19 protein-coding genes are annotated in these 25,051 nt (G+C 48.5%); 4 read left to right on the top strand and 15 right to left on the bottom strand.

What is annotated here, in order from left to right; all coding sequences use genetic code 11:
- Positions 1-298: 298 nt before the first annotated feature.
- Together RQM65_RS11780 and RQM65_RS11775 are read right to left on the bottom strand one after the other, a co-directional pair.
- Positions 299-1,876: a sulfatase family protein gene (locus RQM65_RS11780; protein ID WP_314015226.1), complete on the bottom strand. Its 1,578-nt coding sequence runs from the start codon at positions 1,874-1,876 to the stop codon at positions 299-301.
- Between the two features lie 58 nt (positions 1,877-1,934).
- Entirely contained in the window at positions 1,935-3,293 is a 1,359-nt protein-coding gene (locus tag RQM65_RS11775; protein WP_314015224.1) for a Gfo/Idh/MocA family protein, read from the bottom strand.
- A 91-nt stretch (positions 3,294-3,384) separates the two neighbouring features.
- Between RQM65_RS11775 and RQM65_RS11770 the strand changes: the two genes are divergently transcribed.
- Positions 3,385-4,842: a sulfatase gene (locus RQM65_RS11770; protein WP_314015223.1), complete on the top strand. Its 1,458-nt coding sequence runs from the start codon at positions 3,385-3,387 to the stop codon at positions 4,840-4,842.
- 286 nt (positions 4,843-5,128) lie between these two features.
- Here the strand turns inward: RQM65_RS11770 and RQM65_RS11765 are convergent, their stop codons facing one another.
- The 11 genes from RQM65_RS11765 to RQM65_RS11715 form a co-directional block, all read right to left on the bottom strand.
- Positions 5,129-7,336, bottom strand: a complete 2,208-nt coding sequence (locus RQM65_RS11765; RefSeq protein ID WP_314015221.1) for a carbohydrate binding family 9 domain-containing protein — start codon at positions 7,334-7,336, stop codon at positions 5,129-5,131.
- A 105-nt stretch (positions 7,337-7,441) separates the two neighbouring features.
- Positions 7,442-8,512, bottom strand: coding sequence for a Gfo/Idh/MocA family protein (locus RQM65_RS11760; RefSeq protein ID WP_314015220.1), 1,071 nt, complete (start codon positions 8,510-8,512; stop codon positions 7,442-7,444).
- A 79-nt stretch (positions 8,513-8,591) separates the two neighbouring features.
- Positions 8,592-9,530, bottom strand: coding sequence for a sugar phosphate isomerase/epimerase family protein (locus tag RQM65_RS11755; RefSeq protein WP_314015219.1), 939 nt, complete (start codon positions 9,528-9,530; stop codon positions 8,592-8,594).
- A gap of 208 nt (positions 9,531-9,738) precedes the next feature.
- Positions 9,739-10,404, bottom strand: coding sequence for a sugar transferase (locus RQM65_RS11750; protein ID WP_314015217.1), 666 nt, complete (start codon positions 10,402-10,404; stop codon positions 9,739-9,741).
- Between the two features lie 82 nt (positions 10,405-10,486).
- A complete protein-coding gene (locus RQM65_RS11745; RefSeq protein WP_314015215.1) occupies positions 10,487-11,536 on the bottom strand; it encodes an ATP-grasp domain-containing protein in 1,050 nt (349 codons plus the stop codon).
- A gap of 119 nt (positions 11,537-11,655) precedes the next feature.
- Positions 11,656-13,023: a phenylacetate--CoA ligase family protein gene (locus RQM65_RS11740; RefSeq protein WP_314015213.1), complete on the bottom strand. Its 1,368-nt coding sequence runs from the start codon at positions 13,021-13,023 to the stop codon at positions 11,656-11,658.
- On the bottom strand, positions 13,020-14,063 hold the full coding sequence (locus tag RQM65_RS11735; protein WP_314015212.1) for a sugar-transfer associated ATP-grasp domain-containing protein: 1,044 nt from the start codon (positions 14,061-14,063) through the stop codon (positions 13,020-13,022). Before RQM65_RS11735 ends, RQM65_RS11740 begins: the two co-directional genes overlap by 4 nt.
- A 200-nt stretch (positions 14,064-14,263) precedes the next feature.
- Entirely contained in the window at positions 14,264-14,671 is a 408-nt protein-coding gene (locus tag RQM65_RS11730) for a DUF6691 family protein (RefSeq protein ID WP_314015210.1), read from the bottom strand.
- Between the two features lie 2 nt (positions 14,672-14,673).
- Positions 14,674-15,234: a YeeE/YedE family protein gene (locus RQM65_RS11725; protein ID WP_314015208.1), complete on the bottom strand. Its 561-nt coding sequence runs from the start codon at positions 15,232-15,234 to the stop codon at positions 14,674-14,676.
- A 257-nt stretch (positions 15,235-15,491) separates the two neighbouring features.
- Positions 15,492-16,976: an arylsulfatase gene (locus tag RQM65_RS11720; RefSeq protein ID WP_314015207.1), complete on the bottom strand. Its 1,485-nt coding sequence runs from the start codon at positions 16,974-16,976 to the stop codon at positions 15,492-15,494.
- 76 nt (positions 16,977-17,052) lie between these two features.
- A complete protein-coding gene (locus RQM65_RS11715) occupies positions 17,053-18,651 on the bottom strand; it encodes an arylsulfatase (RefSeq protein ID WP_314015205.1) in 1,599 nt (532 codons plus the stop codon).
- Between the two features lie 541 nt (positions 18,652-19,192).
- On the opposite strand from RQM65_RS11715, the gene RQM65_RS11710 reads away from it, so the two are divergent.
- The 3 genes from RQM65_RS11710 to RQM65_RS11700 all read left to right on the top strand — a co-directional run bounded on the left by RQM65_RS11710 (position 19,193) and on the right by RQM65_RS11700 (position 21,777).
- Positions 19,193-19,591: a GlcG/HbpS family heme-binding protein gene (locus tag RQM65_RS11710; protein WP_314015203.1), complete on the top strand. Its 399-nt coding sequence runs from the start codon at positions 19,193-19,195 to the stop codon at positions 19,589-19,591.
- A gap of 233 nt (positions 19,592-19,824) precedes the next feature.
- Complete coding sequence (locus RQM65_RS11705) at positions 19,825-20,835, top strand: Gfo/Idh/MocA family oxidoreductase (RefSeq protein WP_314015201.1); 1,011 nt, start codon at positions 19,825-19,827, stop codon at positions 20,833-20,835.
- Positions 20,836-20,913: 78 nt separating this feature from the next.
- Positions 20,914-21,777, top strand: a complete 864-nt coding sequence (locus RQM65_RS11700; RefSeq protein ID WP_314015200.1) for an aminotransferase class IV — start codon at positions 20,914-20,916, stop codon at positions 21,775-21,777.
- Between the two features lie 150 nt (positions 21,778-21,927).
- Here the strand turns inward: RQM65_RS11700 and RQM65_RS11695 are convergent, their stop codons facing one another.
- Together RQM65_RS11695 and RQM65_RS11690 are read right to left on the bottom strand one after the other, a co-directional pair.
- The gene (locus RQM65_RS11695; RefSeq protein WP_314015199.1) at positions 21,928-23,361 is read right to left on the bottom strand and encodes a sulfatase; all 1,434 of its coding nucleotides are present in this window, start codon (positions 23,359-23,361) and stop codon (positions 21,928-21,930) included.
- A gap of 159 nt (positions 23,362-23,520) precedes the next feature.
- Entirely contained in the window at positions 23,521-25,044 is a 1,524-nt protein-coding gene (locus tag RQM65_RS11690; protein WP_314015198.1) for a RagB/SusD family nutrient uptake outer membrane protein, read from the bottom strand.
- Positions 25,045-25,051: the final 7 nt, after the last annotated feature.

Below are 25,051 nucleotides of genomic sequence, written 5' to 3'. Positions count from 1 at the left end.
GATTGGTTTCAATATAAATCTGTGTTCCTATCAATCCCAAAAGTAAAATGAATAGTATCCGGAGAACACCTCTAAAATTTCAAATAGTACTATTTTTTTGCCTTTGACTGTTAATTTTCGGAATTGCGCCCTATATAATTCGGCAATTTTCTCTTATTCTAACCCTTGAAAAGTCGAAATTATCCTGATTTGCATTACTTTTTGGTCGGATGGTTGTTGCTTGAGCCATGCAGGGATTACTACGTAAATAGAAGTCACCACCTTTTTGCGGCTGATCTTAGTATAGAGCTATTAAATTTTACTTCAGCTCCAGTTCCTCCACCTGTTCGGCCCCCTCTCCGCGAACCGCTCGGTAGGCAGCGATCATTTCCTTTAATTTTTCGGGATTGGATTCCGCCAAGTTCTTCTGCTGGCCGAGGTCGTCCTTGAGGTTGTAGAGCTGGTAGTCGTCCGCGTTGCCCAGTTCGATGTTCACGAACGTATTGACCGCACGGCCGTCGTAGGGCGGGATCATGGCCCAATCGCCCTGCCGGAAGGCCGTGCGGCCGGTGGCCTCCAGCACGACCTGCTCCCGGCCCTCGTCGGATTTCCCTAGGAAAACGTCCAACAGACCCTTGCTGTCCTCCCCTTCTACGTCGCTGCCCACCAGGTCGGCCAGGGAACCGAGCAGGTCCAGCTGGGAGACCAGGGCACCGGACACCCCGGGCTCGATACGGCCCTTCCAATAGGTGATGAACGGCACCCGGGTTCCGGCCTCGAACAGGCTGTACTTTCCGCCCCGCAAAGGTCCCGCCGGTTCGTGGCCACCCAACTTCTCAACGGCATCGTCGTAGTAGCCGTCGTTCAGCACGGGACCGTTGTCACTGGAGAAGATGATCAGGGTGTTTTCCAGCAGTCCCCCGTTCTCCAGGGTATTTATGAACTCGCCGACCATATGATCGGCCTCCACGATCACGTCGCCCCTAGGGCCCATGCCCGATGCCCCGACGAACCGGGGATGCGGGGTGCGCGGTACGTGCGGCTGCTGCAGGGCGTAGTACAAAAAGAAGGGTCCCTCCTTCTCCGCCGTTACGTACTTTTGGGCCTCGGCCAGAAAGGTGTCGGCCATGTCCTCGTCTACCCACTTCGCCGATTCCCCGCCCTTCATAAAGCCGATGCGGGGAATGCCGTTCACGATGCTGTTATTGTGCCCGTGGTGCCATTTCATCTTCAGCATCCCGGGATTGTCCTTGCCCGTGGGCTGCCCCTCGAAATTCTTTGCGTAATCGACCTGTATGGGGTCGTCGGGATCCAGGTTGACCACCTCGCCGTTTTGGATGTAAACGGTCGGCACCCGGTCCTGCGTGGCCGCCATGATATAGCTCCGGTCGAAGCCGACCTCGTTGGGGCCGGGGGCGATGCGTTCGTTCCAGTTGACGTTCCCGTCGCCCAGTCCCAGATGCCATTTTCCGACGATTCCCGTCCTGTAGCCCTGCTGTTTCAACATTTTCGGAATCGTCATCTGCGCCGTATCGATGATCAGCGGTGCCGTGCCCGGAAGGATCTTGGCGCTTTTGTTCCGCCAGGGGTAGGTGCCCGTCAGCAGCGCGTAGCGGCTCGGGGTACAGGTCGCCGAGGAGGCATACCCGTTGGTAAAGCGCATGCCGCCGTTCGCGAGCCTGTCCAGATTCGGGGTCTCGAGTTCGGTGGCCCCGTAGGCGCCCAGCTCGCCATAACCCAGATCGTCGGCGTAGATGATGACGATGTTCGGGGGTTGGGGCTCCTCTTTCTCGGTCTGTTTTTGTTTTTCCTTGGATTGGCATCCGGAAATCAAAAAAAGTATAATGATTGCCGCATATGGGAATCGCAGGTGTGCAGTGGTCCAAAATTTTCGCATCGCTCAGTTTCAGTTATGGGTATTAGGGAAGCGCCTTTTATTCTAGATAGGTTCCACCTTAATAGGTATCCTTCATCCAATCGTACGGCTTTCTTTTTATCCAGTTGCCCCTGGTAAAATCAGGAAAATCCTGGGGTTCGCCATTGTTGGCGATGGATGCTTCCGACAAGGGGGTTACGGCACTCCAGGCCGCGGCGTCGTAGGCGTCCATCGGGGGAGCAACATTGAGCTTGGCCGATTCGACAAAGGCGTGGTCGACAAAGAAGTCCATTCCCCCGTGCCCCGCTCCGAGGGCATGCTCTCCATATTTTTGCCAAAGTGGATGGTCGTATTTTTTTAGCCAGGGGTCGGCATCCTCCCATTTGTGGGGTTCCGATTTTCCCTCGACATAAATCCGGTTACCGTCCACTTCCCAAAGACCTTTGGTGCCTTGAACGCGGAAGCCGAGGGAATAGGGTCGGGGAAGGGTCGTATCGTGAGTCACAATAATGGTCTCGCCGTTGGCGGTCTCAATGGTACTGGTAATGACATCGCCCATTTTAAAGCGGACTTTCGCATTGGGATGATCTTTCCCGCCGTGCTCTACGATATAGTTATGGAGTCCCCTCGCCTTAGTGGCATGGGAGGTCAGGGAAAGGAAGCGGTTTCCCCTGTTGATGTCCGCCATCTCGGCAACAGGTCCCAAACCGTGGGTAGGATACACATCGGCATTGCGCAAGACCGAATGCTGGGTGCGCCACTTGGATTCCGAGATGCCCTTCTCCCCGAATTCCACGCCCTTGCCGTAGGCATCCTTACCATCGTTCAGCAACACCCCACGGAGGTCGTGCTGATACCCGCATCGGTAATGAAGCATCTCGCCGAATACGTTCTGTTTGACCATGTTCAACACCGCTAACACGTCGCGTCGATAGTTGACATTTTCCATGATCATGAGATGGGAGCCTGTCTCCTCGTGGGTATTGACCAGGTCCCAACATTCTTCCATGGTATTGGCCGCGGATACTTCGAGGCCCGTATATTTACCCGCCTGCATGGCATCTACGGCCATGCGGGTGTGCCAAAGCCAAGGGGTGGCGATGAGTACGGCATCGATTTCCGGAAGGGCCAATAAATTAAGGTAGTCTTTTTCGTCCTTACCGAAAGTCTTGGGTTTTCCCCCGCCCGCTTTGGATATCGCATCCAAGGCCATCTTGACCCTCACATCATCGATGTCGGCGATTGCGGCAATGTTCACATCGTCCCGCTGCAACAGATTGTTCATGTGGTTGGTGCCCCTTAAGCCGACCCCGATCATTCCCACGTTCAACTTGTCCTGCTTTCCTAGCTTTGAAATCCCGAAAGAAAGGTTGGGCAAAGTCGCCATAGCCGTACCGGCCAAAGCCGTTTTTTTGATAAAAGTTCTGCGTCGATTCATGGGGTGGATTCTTATTTTTATATTGTAAATCAAATATAGACAAAAATCCAAAGGGATGCCCCATTCCAAGACGACCCCTTAAATTCTGACAATGAAGGTACCAAAAATCATATTTCTCATAATGCTTCTAGCGGTTCGGGGATCGGGCCAATCGGATATATCCCAAGATAAACCGAACGTACTGTTCATCATCGCCGATGACCTGACGGCCACTGCGGTATCTTCCTACGGGAATTCGGTCAGCCGGACCCCGAATATCGATGGATTGGCGGCCGAGGGCACACGGTATTCTCGGGCCTACTCCCAATATCCGGTGTGCGGGCCGTCGAGGGCTTCACTTCTTTTCGGCTATTATCCCAATGCCACGAATACCTACGGATATGTCAGCGGCAGGGAACAGGTGGGGCCTGCCCGAAAATCACTGCCACAGCTCTTTAAGGATAACGGATACTACACGGCACGGGTCGGCAAAATCTATCATATGGGCGTCCCTATAGATATTGAAACAGGATCGAACGGCCAGGACGATGCCGCCTCTTGGACCGAACGCTTTAACAGTCCCGGGCCAGAATGGAAGGCCGAGGGCGTCGCCGAACTGGTACAGAACAATCCTTACGGCGACCTGCCGCGAAAAGGCGGCAATGTGATGACCATCGTCAAGGCCAAGGGCGACGACCTCGTGCATTCCGATGGAAAAACGGCGGAAAAGGCATCGGAACTGATCAGAAAGCACAAAGATAACCCCTTCTTTTTGGCGGTCGGTTTTGTACGGCCGCACGTGCCCTTCGTAGCACCCCAAGACTATTTCAAACCCTATCCCTATGAACAGACGGTCTTGCCCCCGAAAGTGGAAAACGATTGGGACGACATCCCCGAAAGGGGCATCAACTACGTTACCAGCGTCAACGCCCAAATGTCTGAAGAGCATGAGAAGAAGGCCGTAGCGGCCTACTACGCCTCGGTGGCCTATATGGACGCGCAGGTCGGGAAGGTACTGAACACCCTAAAGGAAGAAGGACTCGCCGACAATACGATCGTCATTTTCACCTCCGACCACGGCTTCCATCTGGGCGAACACCGTTTCTGGATGAAGGTAAGCCTGCACGAGGAATCCGTTCGCGTGCCCCTCATCATCAAAGTGCCAGGGAAAGCACCCGCGACCTGTGAATCTTTCGCTGAACTGTTAGACCTGTACCCGACAATAGCAGAACTGACGGGACTCGATTATTCCAAAAACCTTCAGGGCAAGAGCCTTGCATCCACCTTGGACAACCCGGAGCGTACAGTGCGCGATATGGCCTTTTCGGTAACCCAGGGCGGTCGGTCGTTTTTGGTCCGCACCGACAAATGGGCCTTCATTCAATATGACGAGGATGCCGGGGCGGGCATGGAACTCTTCGATATGGAAACGGACCCGCAACAGTACAATAATCTCGCCCATAACCCCCACTATGCCGATGTGGTTTTGGAGATGCAGGTCCGGCTCAAAACGAAGCTAAAAAATGTGCGGGACAATGATTTGGGCATCGTGTACGGGCGGAGGGAGTGATGCCCTCAATGGACAAAAGGACGAAAGGAGGAAAGACAAAAGGGCTGGAGGAAGGCAAAAAGGACAAAAAGACGAAAAGAAGAAAGAATAAAGAATAAAGAATAAAGATGGTCAAGAACTCAAAAGTATTCCTTGGCAGTGGCGGGTCTTTTTTAACTCCCGGAAATGATTTTCAGTCTTTCTTTCTTGATCTTTCTGTCTTTTATTCCCGAGCCTACCGGGATAAAAATTGGCGAAGGTAAAGCGGCTAGAGGATGAAAGGCCCGGCCAGGGTTACGTCTCCCCCCTATTTCAACAAATCGAACATACGGGTATATTTGATGATAAAGCTGTTGTTCAGCGGGCCTCCATCCAACAAATTGTGATTATAAACAACGAACAGACCGGTATTGGCGCGCTGCAGCCACCCAAAACGGAAGTTGAACGCCCAAAGCTTGTCCACCGTGTTATTCTGCACCAACCCCTGCAAGTAGATATTGGGCTTGAAGGAGTACGAGATCTGGCTCCGGAACACATTGGCCGTAAAGTCGCCCCCTGGAAGGTCGAAGCGGTTGTACAGATAGGTGAAAGCGGCGTTGAACTTGTCGCCGGCCCTTAGGCGCAAGGTGGCCGTATTGACCGATCGGGTACCCCCGAAAGACCCTCCGGTATTCGACCTGATGTTGACAGAGACCGGTTTGCTCTGATTGGTAAAAAAAACCAGGGCAGCTTCGGCATGCCTATAGGTACCGGGGGCGACCGTGACCCCCTGCGAAATTTCAAAGGGCTCCAGCACCCCCTCCGTGGTAAAGTTTACGCCGGTATGGATTTCCAATCCGTTTTTGAACTCCCAATGGTTGTCGACGTGCAAAAATCCTGTTTCGAGAAAACCATCGAAGTTCCAATATCCCTGGTAGGATACGTGAGGCCGGTATTCCAAAATTTTGGCATCTTCATTTTTGGGTCTGAGATGATACATCAAAAAACCTTCCGGCTTGCGAAATGACGGGCGCAGCAAAAAGCCCACCTCGGGATTAAAGCCTTGTCCTACCTCGGTATAGGCGGCCCTTGCCTCCCAGTTGTTCCATTTGTAATCGCCCTTTAGTTGAAAGGCGTGGCCATCTGTGGATTCCTTGGCATCGGCGGAACGGGCATAGAATCCCGAGAGTCTCGCCTTGCGGCCCAACCCCCATTTCCCGTCGATGGCGAGGGTACGGTTAAAATTGTCGTCGGTTTGGAGGCCTTTTTTCGACACCCACATGGCTCCTAGTGCCGACCTTCCCTTAAATTCGTGGTTGACCCGGCCTACGGTAAAGTTGTTTTCTTCAATGGCCGCCTCCTCCACATCCTCGGTGAACATGGTCAACATCCCGACGTTGGTGCGACCCACCTTTCCGGACAATCTGGCACCGCCGATGATGGGTACGCTAGTACCGTCATCTCCGATACCGATACGACGGCTGAAGAACAGGTCGACCTCCCCCGGACTCCCCACACTGAAGAGTCCCGCATTCTCAAGAAAAAACGGTCTTTTTTCGGGAAAGAAAAGGTTAAAGCGATCCAGGTTTACCTGTTGTTCGTCGACCTCGACCTGGGCGAAATCGGTATTATAGGTCAGGTCGAGCGTCAGGCTCGGGGTAATGCTGTATTTGACATCGCCCCCGGCCTCGAACCTGAAGTCCGATTTCGAATCTACCGCCGTGAAATCCCTTGAAAGTTGGCCGAGCACATAGGGTATTACCTTTAAATTACCGGGCGTCCGCAATTCCAATCCCGTCAAGGTACCCGCCAAGGAGAGTCGGTTCAGGTTAAAACTGACGGGCAGCGGCGACCAATAGGCGATTTCATTGGTCTTCCGAATATTCCTGCGAAAATTGATGCCCCAGTCCCCCGGCTGAAAGCGCAAGGTACGCAGGGGAATGGCGAACTCGGCGCTCCATCCGTAGTCGCCTACTTCGGTCTTGACCTCCCAAGAGCCGTCCCAGTTCAAATTGAATCCGCCAATGGTACCGGTCTGTTGCCGGTTAACGTTGTTATTGCCCTGCCCCTCATTATCGACCTGCGCATCGTATTCGATCCCGATGGAGTTCGTGCCGAATACGAAACCGTTCTGGCCATCTTTATAGGTGTCCAAAATAAAGATGAAGGCATCGGTATTGTCCAGATTGGCATCGCGACGTGCATCGGAGACCACCAGTTTATCGGGCCGTTTATCATAGCAGACCACAGACAGGTAGAACGTCTCGGTGGTATAGCCTATCCTGATCTCGGTCTTCTCACTGGCCGGCCTACCAAAATTCGGCTGCACTTGGGTCAGGTCACCGAATACCGGGACTCCCTGCCAAACGGCGTCGTTCAGGACATCGCCGTCGATTTCGGGATTATTTTCTAGCGCCGTTGCGGTCATCACCGGACGCTTGCTTATAGGTATATTGTTGGCTAGATCCTGGGAAGCTGCACTTATCCAGCTAAGGGATCCCACAAAGAATAGAACGAAAATCTTAGGGAAGGACATGGGTTTGGTTCGGTTATTTTAGGATGGGGGACAAATCAAGCTTAAAGATATTCATTTGAATCGATAATGTGCCAGGAAGATACGGCGTATGCTCTTTGGACCAAGCTACAATTCCACCCTCATGCCCGTCTCCGCCGATTTCTTGGCCGCTTCTAAAATCTCGACCACAATCAGGTTGTTCGACAGCGACGAGAGATCGTTTTCGGGTTTCAAATTCCCTGAGAGCACTGCCTCCAAATAGGTAATATGGTCTTGATAGTCGTTCTGCGCCACGTTTATTTCATCTCCATCCACAGCATTCGTATTTTTGATCAACGTCTTTCCGTTCGGGGCGTGATACGATGCACTTGCCCCATAAACCTCGAGACTTTTTATGCCATACGACCAGTTCCAGGAAGCTTCGATGATTCCGATGGCATTTTCGTATTCCAACGTAATCGTAGCGTCGTCATCGACATTCGGATACACTTCCGGTTTCATTTGTTTCAGTACCGCTGTCACCGCAATCGGTCGTTTGCCCTTCTGGAGCCAGGTCATCAAATTGGCCCCGTAACAACCGAAATCCATCACCGCTCCCCCTCCATTTTTTATCGGGTCGGTGAGCCAGGAGAGAAATTCTTTGCTACAACCGATTTCCTTGGGGCCTTCGTGTCCGTCTTTGGCAATCATTTTGGTTATATTTCCGAAAGCGGACTCCCCCACCATGGTCTTTAACCGTTGATTGCTGGCGTACCAAGTAGTCTCGAAGTTGGTCAACAGATAAGTATCGTTATCGCGGGCCAGTTTGGCCATTTTTTCGGCATCGGCCACCGTGGTCGCCAAAGGTTTTTCCACCATCAACGGAATCTTCATGGGCAGGCATACTTCTGCTACCGCCAAATGTTCATTGATGGGATTATAGGCCATAACCACGTCGGGCGTCACCTCATTGAGCATCGTCGCCGTATCGGAAAAAAAAAGATGGTCGGGCACTTGATAGTCCTTTTGGTAACGGGCGATCAAATCCTGGTTCTTTTCCGCTATGCCCAACAAGTCTATTCTGTCACCGCTATAGGCTCGCATTATTTCATGGGCATGGTCGTGGCTCAGGCCGACTACGGCCACCTTCAACCGAACCTGTCCGAAAGTGTGCTGCCCTGTAAGCGTCAAAATCGCGATGAGATAGATAAATTTCATGTCGTAAATTACTTTCTATGGTGTCGCATCCCTGAAGTACATTGGTGATGGGCCCACTGATATCGATTTAGGCCAAGATTTATTCAAACCCGATGTTTTTGATACCCTCATGGCTAATTTCAATGGCCTCTAAGGGTTGTAGTCCATCGAAGGTTTTATCCTGCTCCACAAAGTAATATTCCATCCCCGAAAGCTCCTTTTGGGCTAAAATACTTTCAAAATCGATGCTGCCCTTGCCGATAGGGGCAAAACGGCCCTGGTCGTCCATATCCTTGACGTGCCATTCCTTGAAACGGCCCGGGTATTTCTCAAAATAGGCGACCGGGTCGGCCCCCGCCTTAGCCACCCAATAGAGGTCCATCTGAAAATTGACCAGCTCTGGGTCGCAGTTTTCCAATAGATAATCGATAATGACGACCCCGTCCTTATTTTGCTTGAATTCAAAATCGTGGTTATGATAGAGTAGTTTTAGCCCTGCCGCGTTGGCTTTTTCACCCAGCTGGTCCAGGATATCGGCCAGTTCTTCGACTGTGCCTTTCATGTCCATGCTGCGGGTTTCCGCATTATACGTGAACATACCCATTGGGGGCACGGGCACTACGAAGTATTCGAATCCGGCCGCTTTGACATCTGCCATCATGGCATCGGCATTCTCCAGATTTACGCTGCCCTGATGGGTGCTGACGGGTGCAAGCCCCAAACTGTCCACATATGACTTGAAGTCCTTCGGAGCCATCCCATAAAACGTACCGTCTTTATATCCGGCCGCCTCGATGTTTTTGTATCCCGCTCGCGCCACTTTTTGCAGGGTTTCCTTAGGATTATCCCCCATCGCGTCGCGGACAGTATATAGGGCCAGCCCACCTAGCCTTTCCGAGCCGGAGACCGAAGTCCCGTTTTCGACTGCAGAAGTGTCCGCAGTCGTTTTCTTGGAGGGATTATCCTTACAAGATAGGCCGATAAAAATGAGCGCTAGGGCGATGGATTTCAAACACAATAGTGATGTTGCTTTTTTCATTGTTCCGCTTTTTAGGATGATTGTTCTTGGACGGTTACCCGTATTTGGTTGACTCTTGGTTCCGAACAGCAGCCCAGAATAGATTCAGAACCGTAAACTTAGGACAAAGAATTCAATTTCTTGAAATAGCCGAACATTTTATTGCAGGAAGGTCGGCATCCGACAGAACGACAGTTAAAAACCATCGCAGCACGCGCTGCTTTAAGAGTCAGCTTAGCCCAGTGTCTTCAGGGTTGCCACCATCTTTCTTTCCAGAGACTTTCCATTGTTTGCCGCATCGGTATTCGTCCAAACTATCGGGCTCGTCCGAGAACTCGATTCCGGAGCTATCGAATACTTTTATAAAAGTCTTCAAGATAATCTTGCAATCCAGTACAAACCCCATCTTTTCCACATACGAGGCGTCCATTTCCAGTCTTTTGTCCCAGGACAGGCTATTCCTTCCCGAGACTTGCGCCAATCCCGTAATACCGGGCTTTACCGTATGGCGCAATGCCTCTCTTGAAGAATAATAGGGCAGGTATCTGACCCGCAGCGGGCGAGGCCCAACGATGCTCATATCTCCATTCAACACGCTCAACAGTTGTGGCAGTTCATCCAAGGAAGTTCTTCTTAAAAATGCACCTAACGGGGTAACTCTATCGTCGTCCGGTAGCAGCTCGCCCTGGGCATTTTTCCCATCGGTCATCGTTTTGAATTTTACGATGTTAAAGATTTTATTGTCCTTGCCGGGCCTGGATTGGAAAAACAGGGGGTCGTCGGTTCTTCCGGTCAATAATAGTAAATAGATTACCGTATAGATCGGAAACAGAAGAATAGTGAACAAAAGAGCAAAGACGAAGTCAAATAGAGGCTTTACAAAGGTTCCGTACATTCCACGAGCTTGGATCATTTTATTTGAAAATCTTTGATACAGAAATTCGTCCCCTATTGACGGATTTCACGATGGACAAAAATTACAGGGACAGGATACTCTCAACATTCAATCTATTCTGTTTAGGAACATTTACGACGGTATCACATTTCGAAAAAGTCAGGTTGTCGATGTAATTGTCGTACTCTGACACGTTCCTGTTTCCCTTTGACCATTCTATATAAATGCCAGGTACGTTCACTCCTCCGGCATGTGATAATGGATACCCTCCCCCAAACCGTGGGTTCATTTCCAGAAAATAGACTTGGTCGTTTGCCAAAAAAAAGTCGCAGTCCATTATTCCGATGTGTTTGGTCTGACCAGATAACTTTCTTCCCAGTTCGGAAAATTGTTCGCTTATTGCCGTTGTCGCTTTATCGGTTTCCCCGGAGCGCATAATTAATTTTTTTCTGGCGAAAGAACCATAGTGCCTTCCCTCGAAATCGTTCAGGATATCCATGCCAAATTCTTGTCCTGTTAATTTCTCCTGAATTATGATGGCTTCGTCAATTTGACTAAAGTTCATCTGGTTCAATACGGATTTCTCTATCTCTACGTTGAGCCACTCATAGGCAAGACGCAGTTCACGTCGGTTGTCCACTTGCTTGATGCCAATAGACGCGCTGCCCCATCTGGGCTTTAGGATCAACGGAAAATTGACTAGCCCATTAGAAATAGCATCTTCAGCATCGTTCACTGACAAGAAACTTAATGGAGTTTTAATGTTCAAGTGTTGAAAAAAGCGAAAAGTTTTCCATTTATCCGAAGCAATGGAGACGATTTTTTCATTGGATACCACAACGCGTGCGCCCCCCGATTCCAAATAGGACTTGTTTTTTGACAAAAGGGGCAACTCTATATCATTTAACGGAATGACCAGATCGACCTGGTACCGGTCAATAACATCTTTCAACTCAACTAGATATTCCGGATGATGTACGGGTTGCATTTCGAAAGACAGATCGGCATCGGCAAATGCCGGGGCCAAAGGGTTGCTGTCAACGGCAATGATTACCCCTTGCTTCCCGATGATTTCCTTAAAATATTTGAGTAGGTAGTTTCTTCTTCCGGCACATGTGAACAATAAATTCATTCTTGGTAACGATAAAATTTTAAATTGATTTTTTAATTGGAATGGGAAGGCCGGTTTTGAGTATATACGTAGTTTTTTTTAAAAAGTTTTATTTTATCGATACATTTTCTGATGGTATTTTAAGTTTGTGATGACGTTTGCCGATTTTTGGATTTCATCTTTTTTTTATAGTTATTGATGATAAGCCTTCTTTTACCCGATGCCAATTGGGGTATTTCGTTTTCGTAGGTTATGACGATTTCCGCATCGTTGCCCAAATACCCTTTTAAAAGTTCCAAGACTTGTTTCCCGTGTCGAAAAGGTCTCTCTAAATTCAGTTTCAAGGTATATTGCTTTTTGCCTTCCTGAATAAATTGGAACTGTTTGATCTCCGGATAGGATTCCAAATGGAAAATAATGAAACTGGACTGTATGTTTCCCTTGGTGTCATACAGGGCATCCATGGTTCTACCTTCCACCTTTGAAAATGCGGGCGCAGCGTTAAAAACGGAATCGGGCACCATACGCGCAAGATCTCCAGTATCATAGCGTATAAAGGGCATGCAGTAGTTGAAAAGGTCCGTTACCACTACCCGCCCAAGTTCTCCCTCTTTTACCGGAATATCTTTGTCCGGATGCAGGATCTCTACGAAATAGCTTGCCCAATTTATCTGGAGGTGGTTGTTTACTTCTGACAATTGCAGGGAAAGTATTCCATTTTCCATATTGGAATAACGCAGTAGCACCGGGGCATCAAAAAATTTTTTGAGCGCTTTTCTCGTAGTATCGCTTAGTCCTTCCGCCATGGCAATAATACACGAAATTTCTGTGTTTACCTGTCCGGAACCGATTTTATCGAGATATTTGCATATATCGCGCAAGGCCGAGGAATAGGCAAGTATGGCCTTTGTCGACTTGTCCCTCTCCAGGGTCGAAATAAGATCGGATAGGTAGGCGTCAGAAAATTCCGTGACGTTCACCATGTCGATGTTTCTCATTTCGGTGGTCAGCCAGCTTCTTCTGTGCATTTTGAACCATTTGCGAACATAATAGAGCCGATATCCGATCTCAAAACCTGCCTGCTGCTTGAGATAAATGGCATCGGCGGTATTCCGTCGCTTTTTATCCTTATTCTGAAGGGTCGTGAACGGTGTTCCCGAAGATCCGCTGGTAGACATTTTAAAATTGTCCTTCCCGCGAAAGGCACTGGACTGAATCGACGGGTAGTTCTCCCGGATAACGGATTTATTTAGTATTGGAAAATCCTGTAGATTGCCGTAACCGGAAAATTCTCTGTAGAAGTCCGTGGTCTTAACGGCATGATCTAAAAGGTCGCCAAGGTGTCGGTCTCTCCTATTGTTGGATTCTTCACTGCCATAGTTTTCGAGAATAAACCTGATATCGTCGTAATGCGCTTTTGTTCTGCCCCCCTTTAACGCGTCGAAACCCCAATAAAGTCGGTTACGCAACTTTTCCAACCTCGTTTTTATAAAACTTCCCTTTTTCATGTCCTCCCGATCATTTCATTGAATAAGGGATGCTTAACATACCCGCCGTAGCCTATTTCCCCGAGCATAATGCCCGGGGTATGGTTGCCTTCGATCACCACGGGACCATTTGGGGTTAATGCGATATCCCAACCGACCAGCCTATTCGGTATATGTTGGGCTAGTTGTAGGCATAGCTGCCGGGCTTCGTTGAAATAGGGTATTTTGTAGCCCTTAAATTCGAAATCCGTATCGGGATGACGGTAATATACATTGCCCCCAAATCTTATTCTTTGTAGCCCTTTAGGCATTAAATTTCCCGTTAATGGCTCAACAGGAACGGAGAAGCCTCCGGAACTCAAATTGTCAACAAATTTTCCACCAGCTCCGAACCGCATGACCATTCCTAGAATGTTGATTTTTCCGCTGTTCTCGATGTAGGTTTCCACCCGTAAGGTGTTGATACTGTGGGGATAAATTTTGTTGACTTCGGCGTGCTGAACGATACCTTCTTGGTGTACAAAGGCACCGGTCAAAATAATATTGCCAAATTTCTTTAAGTCTTCCTTTAAACTGGAATATTCCAATAAAAAGACTTCGGTGCCGCCGTACCCGCAGAACGATTTAATGAATAGCCTCTTAACGCCCGAAGTCTGCAGAACATTTTTAAAACATTCGAACAGTTCCTCGACAATTCCTGCCGATTGGACTTTACCATTGTAAAAAAAAGAACCGTTCATATTATAACTGACCACTTTTGGGCTTGGCAGCCCATACTTTTCACAAAGCAGGGAAAATAGAAATTTATCACTTAATAAATGGACATACTCTTCCTGATTATTTTTCTTGGAAAGTATAATAGATCGGTACTGCTTCATATCCAAATAATCGTACGGATTTTTATACTCATTTCTGTAAAGAAACCGGATAATGTAATGGATAGGAAAACTTTTCTTTATGGCCCAAAGACCAAAAAACTCCTTGAGCATAAGGAGAACGGGCTTTTTATCGGAATCGTTCCAAAAGACTTTGACCTTGGCGTAGTTTTCCTTTAAACCCATACATATAAAGTGAAGCGTTGTGGCAGATGATCCTGGAATGACCTAAATCTACAAGTACCACAATAGTGCACAAAGATTAAACTAGTACCTTAAATTTTATAAATAAAAATCCCAATTAAGGGGCTTTTGTGGATTAAAGTACTGGAAAAATCGTTCATTTGCGCAACACACTGTCCTCAAAATTGTTTCTGCCCATGGTATTAAGGCAGCCTATCGCGCACCAGACCGTAAACAAAAGTGCCCAGAAGCGCACCGCCGATGACCACGAGCATGGAATAGTATCCTGCACCCGCCAACACGTACATCGGGCCGGGACAAGCGCCGGTCAAGGCCCAGCCCAATCCGAAAACAATGCCACCTATTAGGTTATGTATCCCCTTGGCCTTAGGTTCCAGCTGCATTTCTTGGCCGCCGAGCGCCTTGATATTGTTGCGTTTGATAATTTGGATACCGATGACGCCCAGCACCAGGGCCGAACCTATGATACCGTACATGTGAAACGCACCGAACTCGAACATTTCATAAATTCTGAACCATGAGGCGGCTTCGGATTTATACATGACAATCCCAAAAAAAACGCCCACTAGCAAATAAATAAAGTATCTCATTTTTAACCGAAAATTAATGGGTACAACAAATGAACCATCACCAAGCCCCCGATAAAGAATCCGATCACGGCTATAAGCGACGGCAACTGTAGATTGCTCAGGCCCGAAATAGCATGGCCCGAAGTACATCCCCCGGCATAACGGGCACCGAAGCCGACCATAAACCCTCCTAGAATCAAAATCGCTAGCACGAACGGATCGCCCAATTGATCGGCCGCAAAGATTTCGGAAGGAAGATAGGCATCCCCAGCACTTTCGATATCGTAATCTTCTGAGAGTTTTTCTGCGATTCCGGGATTGATGTCCACCGTATTGTTCGACATATATTGCGATGCCAAAAAGCCTCCGATTACCGCACCTAGTACCACGGTAAGATTCCAACGCTGCTGCTTCCAGTCGAATCTGAAAAAATCAGTCGCCTTCCCGGCACCCCCAATGGAACACATCGTAGCCAAGTTCGACGACATGCCGAATTTTTTGCCCAGAAACAATAGAACAAACATGACAAGGGCTATCAAGGGGCCCGAAACATACCAGGGCCAAGGTTCATAAATATAATCCATATGCAAAATTTTGGCGCAAACATCGCGGTTCTTGGGCAAAGCTTTAGTAACAAAGGTTACATTTCATAAAAAGACGAAAGTAAGAGGGAACAAGGCTAACCAAAGAAAAAGGTATTTTTAGACATTGGCCTGCCCGTCTGGACGCTCAGGAAAGTTTGCTCGTCTTTCTTCCTTGCTCTTTCTGTCCTTTTTCAATTGCGAATCTTTTCAAGGTCAGGCCGGGACTTAAGGTTACCTACAAATGACAGGACCATCATTTAATCATCATCCGCCAGATAAGTGCCCTGCCCAAAGGTGAAAATGTCGGAAGGCGTTCGGGCGGTCTCTATAATATCTTCCATCTCTGCAACAACATCCGGATGTTCCTCGGCGACATTGTTCGTCTCGCCCCGATCTTCATCTAGATCGTAAAGTTCCAAGGCGCCGTTGGGATTTTTAAAGACATTGTACCTGACCGCTTTCCATTTGCCTTTTCGCACCGCCTGCCGGCCTCCTCTCTCATGGAATTCCCAATACAGATAGTCGTGGTGTTTTTGCTCGGCATCGTTCCCCAAGAGGGTCGGCAAGAGTGAAATTCCGTCGGTATCGTCCGGTACACTTATCCCGACGATATCAGAGAAAGTAGGAAGAATATCCCAAAAGGCAGATATCAGGTCGGTTTTAGATCCCGGGGCAATCCGGCCCGGCCAACTGGCAATCATGGGCACCCGAATACCTCCTTCGTAGAGGTCTCGCTTTACGCCCTTAAACGGACCATTGCTGTCGAAATACTCCGGATCCGCCCCGCCTTCTTCGTGGGGCCCGTTATCGGAAGTGAAAATGATGATAGTATTGTCCGCAAGCCCCAAATCGTCTACTTTGGCCATGATATCGCCCACCTGGTCGTCCAATACGTCGATCATCGCGGCGAACGCGGCATGGGTCTCCTCTTGAGAGCGATACGGTCCTTGGTTAAAGTTCGGGCCATCATCGACCCCCTCGTAAGCTTTTTCCGGCGGATATTTGCCGCGGTGCTTTTCCATATATTCCTCTGGCGCGGCCAGCTCCGCATGCGGAATGATGGTCGGGACATATAGGAAGAAGGGAGTGTGCTTATGAGTATCGATAAACTTCAAGGTCTCTCTATGAATGAGCTCGGGAGCATAGGCGCCATCCTTTTTGTTAGTATTTTCGGAAAGCACGATGGAGTCGGTGTTGGACCATAGATGATCCGGATAGTAATTATGTCCCAATCGCTGGCAGTTGTATCCGTAAAAAGTGTCAAAACCCTGATTGGTAGGATCGCCTTCCGAACCTGGAAAGCCCAATCCCCATTTTCCAAAGGCACCGGTGACGTACCCGGCCTTTTTCATGGCTTCGGCCAAGGTATAGGTGCTGTCCGGAATCGGATGTTGTCCCTCGGGCTGGACCTCCTTATTGCCCCGGACCACGGTATGCCCCGTATGCATTCCGGTCATTAGCGCCGATCGTGATGGGGCGCAGACGGTACTGCCCGAATAGTGCTGTGTAAAAAGCATGCCCCGCTCGGCCAGCTTGTCGATATGGGGTGTTTCGAATTTTTCCTGTCCATAAACGCTGAGATCTCCGTACCCTAGATCATCGGCCAAAATATAAATGATGTTGGGTTTGGCGATGCTGTCGGCGGTTTCGTTTGCTGCAGCGTCTTTGTTTTTGTTGGAACTGTTGCACGATGCGATAAAAATACTCGCAAAGGTGAACAGGAGCTTGTAATAAATTTTCATATCGGGAAGATTGATCTATTGGATTGGGTATAATTTATAATTCGTTTTGTTATGGGATGGACAAATCCTAAAAATACTATTCTTTTTCGGATAACAATCCCTTTTCGATTCGTGGAATCCTAAATTTTTCCAAGTCGGAACGCTGGTGTTCCCTTTTAAAAATAGCCGAGGCCCGCTGGATGATCTCGGGATGCCCTCCGGCCAGATTGTTCGACTCTACCGGGTCATCCGCAAGGTTGTACAGCTCCAAGGTCGGTTCCTTTTCATTATCCTTCAAGTTTTGCCGCACGACCTTCCAATCGCCCATCCGGATGGCTACCTGCCCGCCGTATTCGGGAAATTCCCAATACAGGAAGTCATGTCTCTCCTGCCCTTCCTTACCCAACAAGGTCGGCAAAAAGCTGATGCCGTCGGTATCTTCGGGAGCATCGAATCCGACCAGTTCACCCAAGGTCGCCATCACATCATAGTGTGCGGAGACCAGGTCCGACGTACTGCCCGCTTTGATATGCCCCGGCCAAGTGGCTATCATGGGCACCCGGATGCCGCCTTCGTACACAAAGCCTTTTGCCTCGCCGCGTTCTTCGCCGAAAGGTCCGGAACTGTTAAAGAACTTCCCATGGGTGCCCCCGGTAAAAGTCACCCCGTTATCGGAAGTAAAAATAATTAAGGTGTTATCGTACATTGCCTCATCCTTTAAGTACTCCACCAATTTCCCGACGTTTTCATCCAAATAGGAAATCATGGCGGCATACCCCGCCCGCGGATTTTGGTGGGGGAAATAGTTGTTGTCGCCCAAATAGGGTTCCTCGTCCCCAAATTTTTCGATGTAATGATCGACCCAGCGCTGGGGCGCCTGGATGGGATTATGGGGAATGGGCGTGGCCCAATAGAGAAAAAAGGGATTTTCTTTGCTTTGGGAGACAAAGCCCATCAGCTCGTCGAACATCAGCTCGGGGGCATAGTCGGTCAAAGCGAAGTCCGAATAATTCTCGGGATCGTCCGGGTCCGCGCCTTGGGCCAATCGGGTGTGGGGGGCGATGGTATCGTTGTTCAAATAGACCCTGTTTTCGTTCTTGTAGAGGTGTACCGGGTAGTAGGTGTGCGCCTGGCGCTGGCAGTTGTATCCATAGAAGAAATCAAATCCCATTTTGGTGGGGATGCTTTCGGTGTGCGGCGCTCCCAAGCCCCATTTGCCAACTATACCCGTGGCGTATCCCTTCTGTTTCAACTTTTGAGGTAAAAGGACGGTATTCGCAGGAATAGGACGCTGCCCCTCCAAAGTCGAATCTATTATCATCGCCCTGTAATTTCGGACATCGCCCCGCTCGCCCCACTCGTCATTTCCCCGAATATAGGCATTCCCAGAATGTTTGCCGGTCATCAACATATACCGGGCGGGAGCGCAGACGGGAGCACTGGTGTAATGCTGGGTAAATAAGATACCCTCTTGTGCGAGCGCATCGATGTTCGGGGTCTCAATTTTTTCCTGTCCGTAGACGCCCAATTCCCCGTAACCGAGATCGTCCGCTAAAATGTAGATGATATTGGGCTCATCGTTCTTCCCCGCCGTTCGTTGTACCGTGCCATCCGCGTGTTTCTTGTTTTTGGAATCGGTGCAGGAAAATGCCATAACGGCGGCGATCAAGAAGAATGCATAATTGAGGTAGCGCATTTGTTTTTTTGGGAGTTGTTTAAGAAATTCGGACGTTAGAATGTTTCTTTGCTAACAATACTCGGAAATGCTAAAATACCTTAAAAAAATAAAATGCTTGTCCGTTTAGGGACCAAAACCCGACGTAGTACGCTAAGAATTGGCGCAAATATCTGAAAATCATTAACAAAGCGGCCCGTTCGATGAAAAAGTTCACAGTATTGCGTGTTAGGTAGAATAGTCTTATGCCCTAATCCACGATTAAATTGAAAAAACGCCTCCCCGTAAGAAAAACGTGGAAAGTACTGGGCCTGCATAACCGAAATTGGAAGTCATCGCTCTTTCGTAGAAAAGGAGCCTGTGGGCCCTTAAACGCGATTTTATGTCCGAATATGTCAGCCCGGAGCGTGGTTAAAGGATAATAGGTTGCAAAGTTCAAAAGACCAGTTTAAAATGGTATATTAAAATCCTCAGGGATTTATTTATTGGAAGGTTTCCGTAATTTACGGAGAAGAATCGTACATTACTTATACCATATTATTTAATTCTTAAAACACACATTATGAACATTACATTAGCGCAAGCCGAAAAAATAGTTTCAGCGGCAAAAGAAAAAGCCAAGTCATTGGACACAAAAATGAATATCGCAGTCGTAGATGCGGGAGCAAATCTAGTAGCTTTCGCACGCATGGACGGCGCATGGCTGGGTTCTTTGGACATCTCGATCAAGAAAGCAAAAACGGCCCGTTATTTTGATATGAATACCGGCGCTGTCGGCGAGTTGTCTCAGCCGGGCGGTTCTTTGTACAATATCGAACATTCCAACAATGGCTTGATCACCTTTCCGGGTGGCGTGCCGATCAAAAATGGTTCGGAAGAAATCATCGGAGCCATCGGCGTTAGCGGAAGCTCCGTTGAAAATGATCAGGCAGTAGCCGAAGCAGGCGCAGCGGCCCTTTAAGTACCGATCAACTTACACTAAAGAGGGTAGCCGATTTTCGGTTATTCTCTTTTGTTTTAGGGGTATCCCGCGAAAAAAACCAGTATGGGCCCCGAAAAAGAAAATGTGACTACTGTTTATATTGGCTAGTTTGGGCTGTCTTTTCAAGATTTTTAGTCCTTGGTCCTAAGTCTCACAGCCCCACGTCAGATTAAGGTTTCGAAACGGATAAACATAATATAGTATATTGGACTATGGAAAAAAAGATAAAAACAGGAATTCTGTCGTACGGTATGTCCGGCCAACTCTTTCATTCCCCTTTCGTAGATGCCCATAAAGGATTCGAATTTACGGCGGTGGTAGAGCGTTCGCAGAAACGTGCAGATCAAAAATATCCTGATATAAAAAGTTACGATTCCGTGGACGCGCTTTTGGCGGACGATGAAATCGAACTGGTCATTGTCAATACGCCGAACAATACCCATTTTGAATTTGCACTCAGGGCACTTCAAATGGGCAAGCACGTAATGGTCGAAAAGCCCTTCACCGTTACGCCCGCGGAGGCCGAGCAACTATTTGAAACGGCCCGAAAAAACAATAGGCACGCACTTCCCTATCAGAATAGAAGGTTCGATAGCGATTTCCTTTCCGTAAAACAAGTGATCGATTCGGGCAAACTCGGTCAATTGGTCGAAGTACATTTTCGGTTCGATCGCTATAAATACGAAATCGGGCAAAAAGCGGCCAAGGAAACCCCTGTTCCTGGTAGCGGACTTTTATTCGACCTTGGCCCGCACCTCCTCGATCAGGTAATTTCACTGTTCGGTATGCCCTTGAATTGGACCAAAACGTTGGGCCATTTTCGTCCCAATACACAGGTAGATGATTATGCGCACATCCATTTGACGTATCCCAAGGATCTTCAGGTTTTTGTTACTGCCAGTCTTTTGGTCGTCGATACCAAGCCTGCTTTCACTTTGAACGGCACACAAGGGGCTTACGTAAAACAGCGTTCGGATGTTCAAGAATCACAATTGATGGAAAATGTGGGTCCCAAAGATCCTCAGTACGGTCTGGAAGAAGATAGCCAGATGGGAGTGCTTACCCTGATGACCGAAGATGGATCCAAAAAAGTCGAAAACATTGCTTCGCCCAGATCCTCTTATCTGCAGATCTTCGATGCGGCGTACCGAACGATCCGCGAAGGCACCCCGTACCCTATAACCGCTGAACAGGTTATAAAGCAATTGGAAATTTTGAATTAGTGCAAGCTATGCTTCCCATGCGTTCTCTTGCCTACTAAAAATAATGTGGCCCAAAGGCTTGAAATCAAAATATACGCTATGTCGAACTATCCGGAAAAAGTACTTCTAAATGACGCTATTCTAAACGCATCTGAGGCTAAAGTGTCGGTTTTTGACCGTGGTTTCTTATTTGGAGACGGAGTGTATGAGGTCATGGTACAGTTAGACAATCGCTTTTTCTTCGGAAAAGAACATCTAGACCGACTCGAAAGCTCCCTTAAAAAAGTGCGGCTTAGCTTTGAACTGTCAACACTTCCACAGAAAATAGACCGACTGCTCGACGCTACAGGATTAACTACCGAAGACTGCCTGCTCTATATTCAGGTAACCCGCGGAACGGCCCCTAGAAAACACGCATTCCCCAAAGATACCGCGCCAACCTTATTGATGTATGCCGTACCCTTCGTGCTGCCGGAAGTTAATAACAAACCGGTTTCGGCAGTTACCCGCCCCGACTTTAGGTGGCATCGTTGCGATATCAAAATGACCTCGTTACTCGGCAACGTCATGGCAAACGATTTTGCCATTCAAAACGGCCATTATGAAGCTATTTTCAACAGGGATGGAAAAATGACGGAAGGTACGCATTCCAACTTATTTTTTGTGAATGAAGGAATGGTGTTTACGCATCCTGCGGATGAGCATATTCTAAACGGAATCACCCGTGAAATCGTTCTGCAACTATGCCGGGACAATAATATCCCCTATCGGGAGGAGGCCATTGCTTTTGAACGAATTAATGCAATGGACGAGGCTTTCTTAACGGGCACGACGACACAAATAGCGGCTATACGGCAAATTGATGACCATACCTTTTATCACCGGGTGGAACCAGGGCCTGTCACAAAAAAACTCCAGCAGCTTTTCTTTGAACTGAAAAAGAACCCCATTCTTCATAAGTAACAATGCTGAAGTGAACCGCATTTAATCCGTCCTTACTACCCATTGGCGGGCAAACCGCCCCATAAGATCTTTGCAGCGATGTCATCTTTGTCATATTCCCTATCGGTGTCAAATAGCGAACAATCCTTCCGACCTGAATTATACTATTGTTCAGTCTATATATTCGGGGTTTGCTGTCCTCGGTATGGGCGCGCTTGTCTCGGCAAGCCACTGGTTTAGCATACCCAACAACTTTCCGGATTTCTTAGGTCTTTTGGACGCTAGGTTATTACGTTCCCCTACATCACTTTTTAGGTTGTAGAGTTCTAGTCCGTTGTCCTCATAATAATAGTGCAATTTCCAGTTTCCGTGAATGATAACGGAACCCGGCCTAGTTCGGAACAACGGATCCCGACCATCGTCTTTTTCGGAATCATATTTTTGCAAATAGATGGGGAAATGCCAATATAACGGGCGTTTTTTCAAGGACTTACCTTGAAGAATGGGAAGCAAACTTTTGCCATCGAGAGGCTGATCCGGCAAATCCATACCTAACAGATTTTTGAACGTGGGGAAAAAATCGAGGTTCGTGACGGGGCGATCGTGTGTTGAGCCCGGTTTTACGACACCCGGCCATTTGACGATGCCGGGTACCCGGATGCCCCCTTCGTAATAAGATCCTTTCCCGGCCCTAAGGGGGAATTGTGTGGCAATAGATCGGATACCCCCATTGTCGGAGGTAAACACGACCAAGGTATTACTTTCCAGTCCGTTTGCCTTTAGCACGTCCAAGAGCTTTCCCACGTTGGAATCAACTGTTTCCACCATTGCGGCATACACAGCATCGATACCCAGTGGGTTTTTCTTGGCCTTGTATTTTTTAATGCGGTCTTCCTCGGCCATCAAAGGGGTGTGTACGGCATAATAGGACAAATAGACAAAAAATGGAATATCGCGAGAAGATTCGATATATCGGATGGCTTCTTGGGTCAGCCGGTCCGTGAGGTTCTCGCCTTCGGGGCCATCTTCTAGATTGGCCACCTTGTACGGACTGAAATATCCCTTTCTGCCCGGATTTCCCCGAAGGTCGCCCCCTTTGTTGTCATCGAAACCCTGGTCGGTCGGGTTTTTGCCGAGATGCCATTTGCCAAAGGTGGCCGTTCCGTATCCCGCCATTTTAAACAGTTCCGCCAAGGTAATTGCCTTTGGCGAAAGGGAATCGGTATTGGCAATCGGAACCAATTTCCGGGTACGGGCATCGCCTCTTGCAGAAGGGCTTACCGTATATATTCCGTGTCTCGGAGTGTTTTGACCTGTCATCAAACAGGCCCTGCTTGGCGCACAATTGGCCGCTGCGGCATAACTGCGGGTAAAAGTCATGCCTTCCATTGACAGGGCATCGATGTTCGGGGTCTCGAAAAAATCCCCGCCCATAAAACCGACATCGCGCCATCCGAGGTCATCCACGTTAATAAACAGCACATTCGGCCTGGAGGTTCGGTCAGTGCGCTCATCGGCTATCCCGGTTTTTACAGTGAATAGCAACAGGGCCAGCACCATCCACCGTATCTCATAACACTTAAATTTCAGAATTCTTTTGCTCATGTTGCCTATTCGCTTAGAAGCCTAAAGGTCGCTTTTGTCACCTTGAGCGCAGTCGAAGGGTCAATCAAAACGTCTCGACTGAGCCTGTCTTGAGCGAATTCGAGAGTCTCGAAGGGACATACCTAACTCAAATTGGTTGGGTGTTCTGGTCGAACACCTTTACCGATACCCGTTGTTGGTTGGATCGGATTCCAATAGGGCGGGATTGAGTTGAAGTTCTTCGGGGGGAATGGGCAACAATACGTGATGAGGCTGTATATTGGATGCCGGGTCATAGATGCGGTATTCCGTATTTTTAACGACGTCCAACAAAATGCCCCATCGGATCAGGTCCATTCTTCTGTGGTTTTCACCGCCCAGCTCCCACTTTCTCTCGTCATAGATCGCCTGTCTAAAATCTTCTTGGGAGAGTCCCGCCAGAGGCTGGTCGGGCTCGTAGGCCCGCTCGCGAACCCGATTAATATATTGGTAAGCGGCTGCGGGACCATTGAGTTCGTTCTCTGCCTCGGCGGCCATCAGATATACATCGGCCAACCTGAAAATGATTTTATTGTCACCGTGGTTGCCCCGGGGGGAATTGATCTGATCTAAGTTCCACATCTTGGGCATATAGGCGAAGTTCAGTTCAAATCCGAGATATTCGGTCGTAATGTTGGAAGGTCTTCGCAAGTCGTCCATCGGAAACTTGTTTACATAATCGGGCAGGGGAATTGCAAGTCCGTATCCGGTAAACCCTTCGTTCCTTTCCGCCAGTGCGGCGCTTAAAGCATCCTGTTTTGAAGGATCTTTAGGCTCATCCCGTATCCGGGGCGTAAAGTGGTCTACCCAATCATTCGAATTGGTATCCTTTATAAAATCGATTTCCCATATACTTTCTTGGTTATACTCATTGTCCGGAGCAAAGACCGCCGCATAGTCTTCCAATAAATCGTGAGGAGAAGTAGTGATAATTTCCACGGCTTTGTCCCGTGCCTCCAGCCATTTTTGCTGGATTAGGTAAATCTTGACCATCAGGGTGGCGGCGGTCCATTTACTGGCCCTCCCGAAGTCGTTGGTCTCATAGCTTGACGGTAGCAGGTCTTGTGCTTGCTGCAGGTCGACCAAAATCTCGTCCCTGATCATCGTTTTATCCGTTCGGGGTAGCATCTGTATCTCCTCGATCGGTAAAAAGTCGCGGTAGTAGGGTACATCGCCCCAAAGATTGGTCAGATGATAATACGCGTATGCCCTTAAGAACAATGCTTCGGCCTCGAACCTTTCTTTTTCCTCTTGGGATATATTTTCGTTCGCCCCCAATTGGTCCAATATGGAATTCGTATTCAAAACGATGGCATAAAGGTTCTGCCAAGTAAGAGGTGCCCCGGCACCTTGGTCTATGGCGCCGATATTACTCTCGCTCAGCGAGTAAGACTGGGTAGGTTCTACTTGCCCGAACACCCTGTTGGGACCGATAACGTCCGCTCCATTTTCATAATAGCGGTCCAAACCTATTTTTCCGTGCAGGGAATTATCCTTATAAATATCGTATATCCCTACGATCGCTAATTCAAATTCAGAGGATGTATTAAAAAAATTACCAGGGGAAACCAAGTCCCTAGGCTCCTCTTCTAGATAGGTATCACAACTGGTAACGCCAAACCCCAGGGTTACCAATAGTGCGAATAAAAATATTGAATGTCTCATATAATTT

Origin of the sequence: Pricia mediterranea (genome assembly GCF_032248455.1) — a bacterium.
Lineage (GTDB): Bacteria > Bacteroidota > Bacteroidia > Flavobacteriales > Flavobacteriaceae > Pricia > Pricia mediterranea.
The sequence above is the reverse complement of the archived record's forward strand: the minus strand, read 5'-3'. Positions and strand labels throughout refer to the sequence as shown.

Bases quoted from the DNA above. Each gene is read 5' to 3' on its own strand.
- RQM65_RS11780 (WP_314015226.1), bottom strand. From the start codon at position 1,876: ATGCGAAAATTTTGGACCACTGCACACCTGCGATTCCCATATGCGGCA.
- RQM65_RS11775 (WP_314015224.1), bottom strand. From the start codon at position 3,293: ATGAATCGACGCAGAACTTTTATCAAAAAAACGGCTTTGGCCGGTACG.
- RQM65_RS11770 (WP_314015223.1), top strand. From the start codon at position 3,385: ATGAAGGTACCAAAAATCATATTTCTCATAATGCTTCTAGCGGTTCGG.
- RQM65_RS11765 (WP_314015221.1), bottom strand. From the start codon at position 7,336: ATGTCCTTCCCTAAGATTTTCGTTCTATTCTTTGTGGGATCCCTTAGC.
- RQM65_RS11760 (WP_314015220.1), bottom strand. From the start codon at position 8,512: ATGAAATTTATCTATCTCATCGCGATTTTGACGCTTACAGGGCAGCAC.
- RQM65_RS11755 (WP_314015219.1), bottom strand. From the start codon at position 9,530: ATGAAAAAAGCAACATCACTATTGTGTTTGAAATCCATCGCCCTAGCG.
- RQM65_RS11750 (WP_314015217.1), bottom strand. From the start codon at position 10,404: ATGTACGGAACCTTTGTAAAGCCTCTATTTGACTTCGTCTTTGCTCTT.
- RQM65_RS11745 (WP_314015215.1), bottom strand. From the start codon at position 11,536: ATGAATTTATTGTTCACATGTGCCGGAAGAAGAAACTACCTACTCAAA.
- RQM65_RS11740 (WP_314015213.1), bottom strand. From the start codon at position 13,023: ATGAAAAAGGGAAGTTTTATAAAAACGAGGTTGGAAAAGTTGCGTAAC.
- RQM65_RS11735 (WP_314015212.1), bottom strand. From the start codon at position 14,063: ATGGGTTTAAAGGAAAACTACGCCAAGGTCAAAGTCTTTTGGAACGAT.
- RQM65_RS11730 (WP_314015210.1), bottom strand. From the start codon at position 14,671: ATGAGATACTTTATTTATTTGCTAGTGGGCGTTTTTTTTGGGATTGTC.
- RQM65_RS11725 (WP_314015208.1), bottom strand. From the start codon at position 15,234: ATGGATTATATTTATGAACCTTGGCCCTGGTATGTTTCGGGCCCCTTG.
- RQM65_RS11720 (WP_314015207.1), bottom strand. From the start codon at position 16,976: ATGAAAATTTATTACAAGCTCCTGTTCACCTTTGCGAGTATTTTTATC.
- RQM65_RS11715 (WP_314015205.1), bottom strand. From the start codon at position 18,651: ATGCGCTACCTCAATTATGCATTCTTCTTGATCGCCGCCGTTATGGCA.
- RQM65_RS11710 (WP_314015203.1), top strand. From the start codon at position 19,193: ATGAACATTACATTAGCGCAAGCCGAAAAAATAGTTTCAGCGGCAAAA.
- RQM65_RS11705 (WP_314015201.1), top strand. From the start codon at position 19,825: ATGGAAAAAAAGATAAAAACAGGAATTCTGTCGTACGGTATGTCCGGC.
- RQM65_RS11700 (WP_314015200.1), top strand. From the start codon at position 20,914: ATGTCGAACTATCCGGAAAAAGTACTTCTAAATGACGCTATTCTAAAC.
- RQM65_RS11695 (WP_314015199.1), bottom strand. From the start codon at position 23,361: ATGAGCAAAAGAATTCTGAAATTTAAGTGTTATGAGATACGGTGGATG.
- RQM65_RS11690 (WP_314015198.1), bottom strand. From the start codon at position 25,044: ATGAGACATTCAATATTTTTATTCGCACTATTGGTAACCCTGGGGTTT.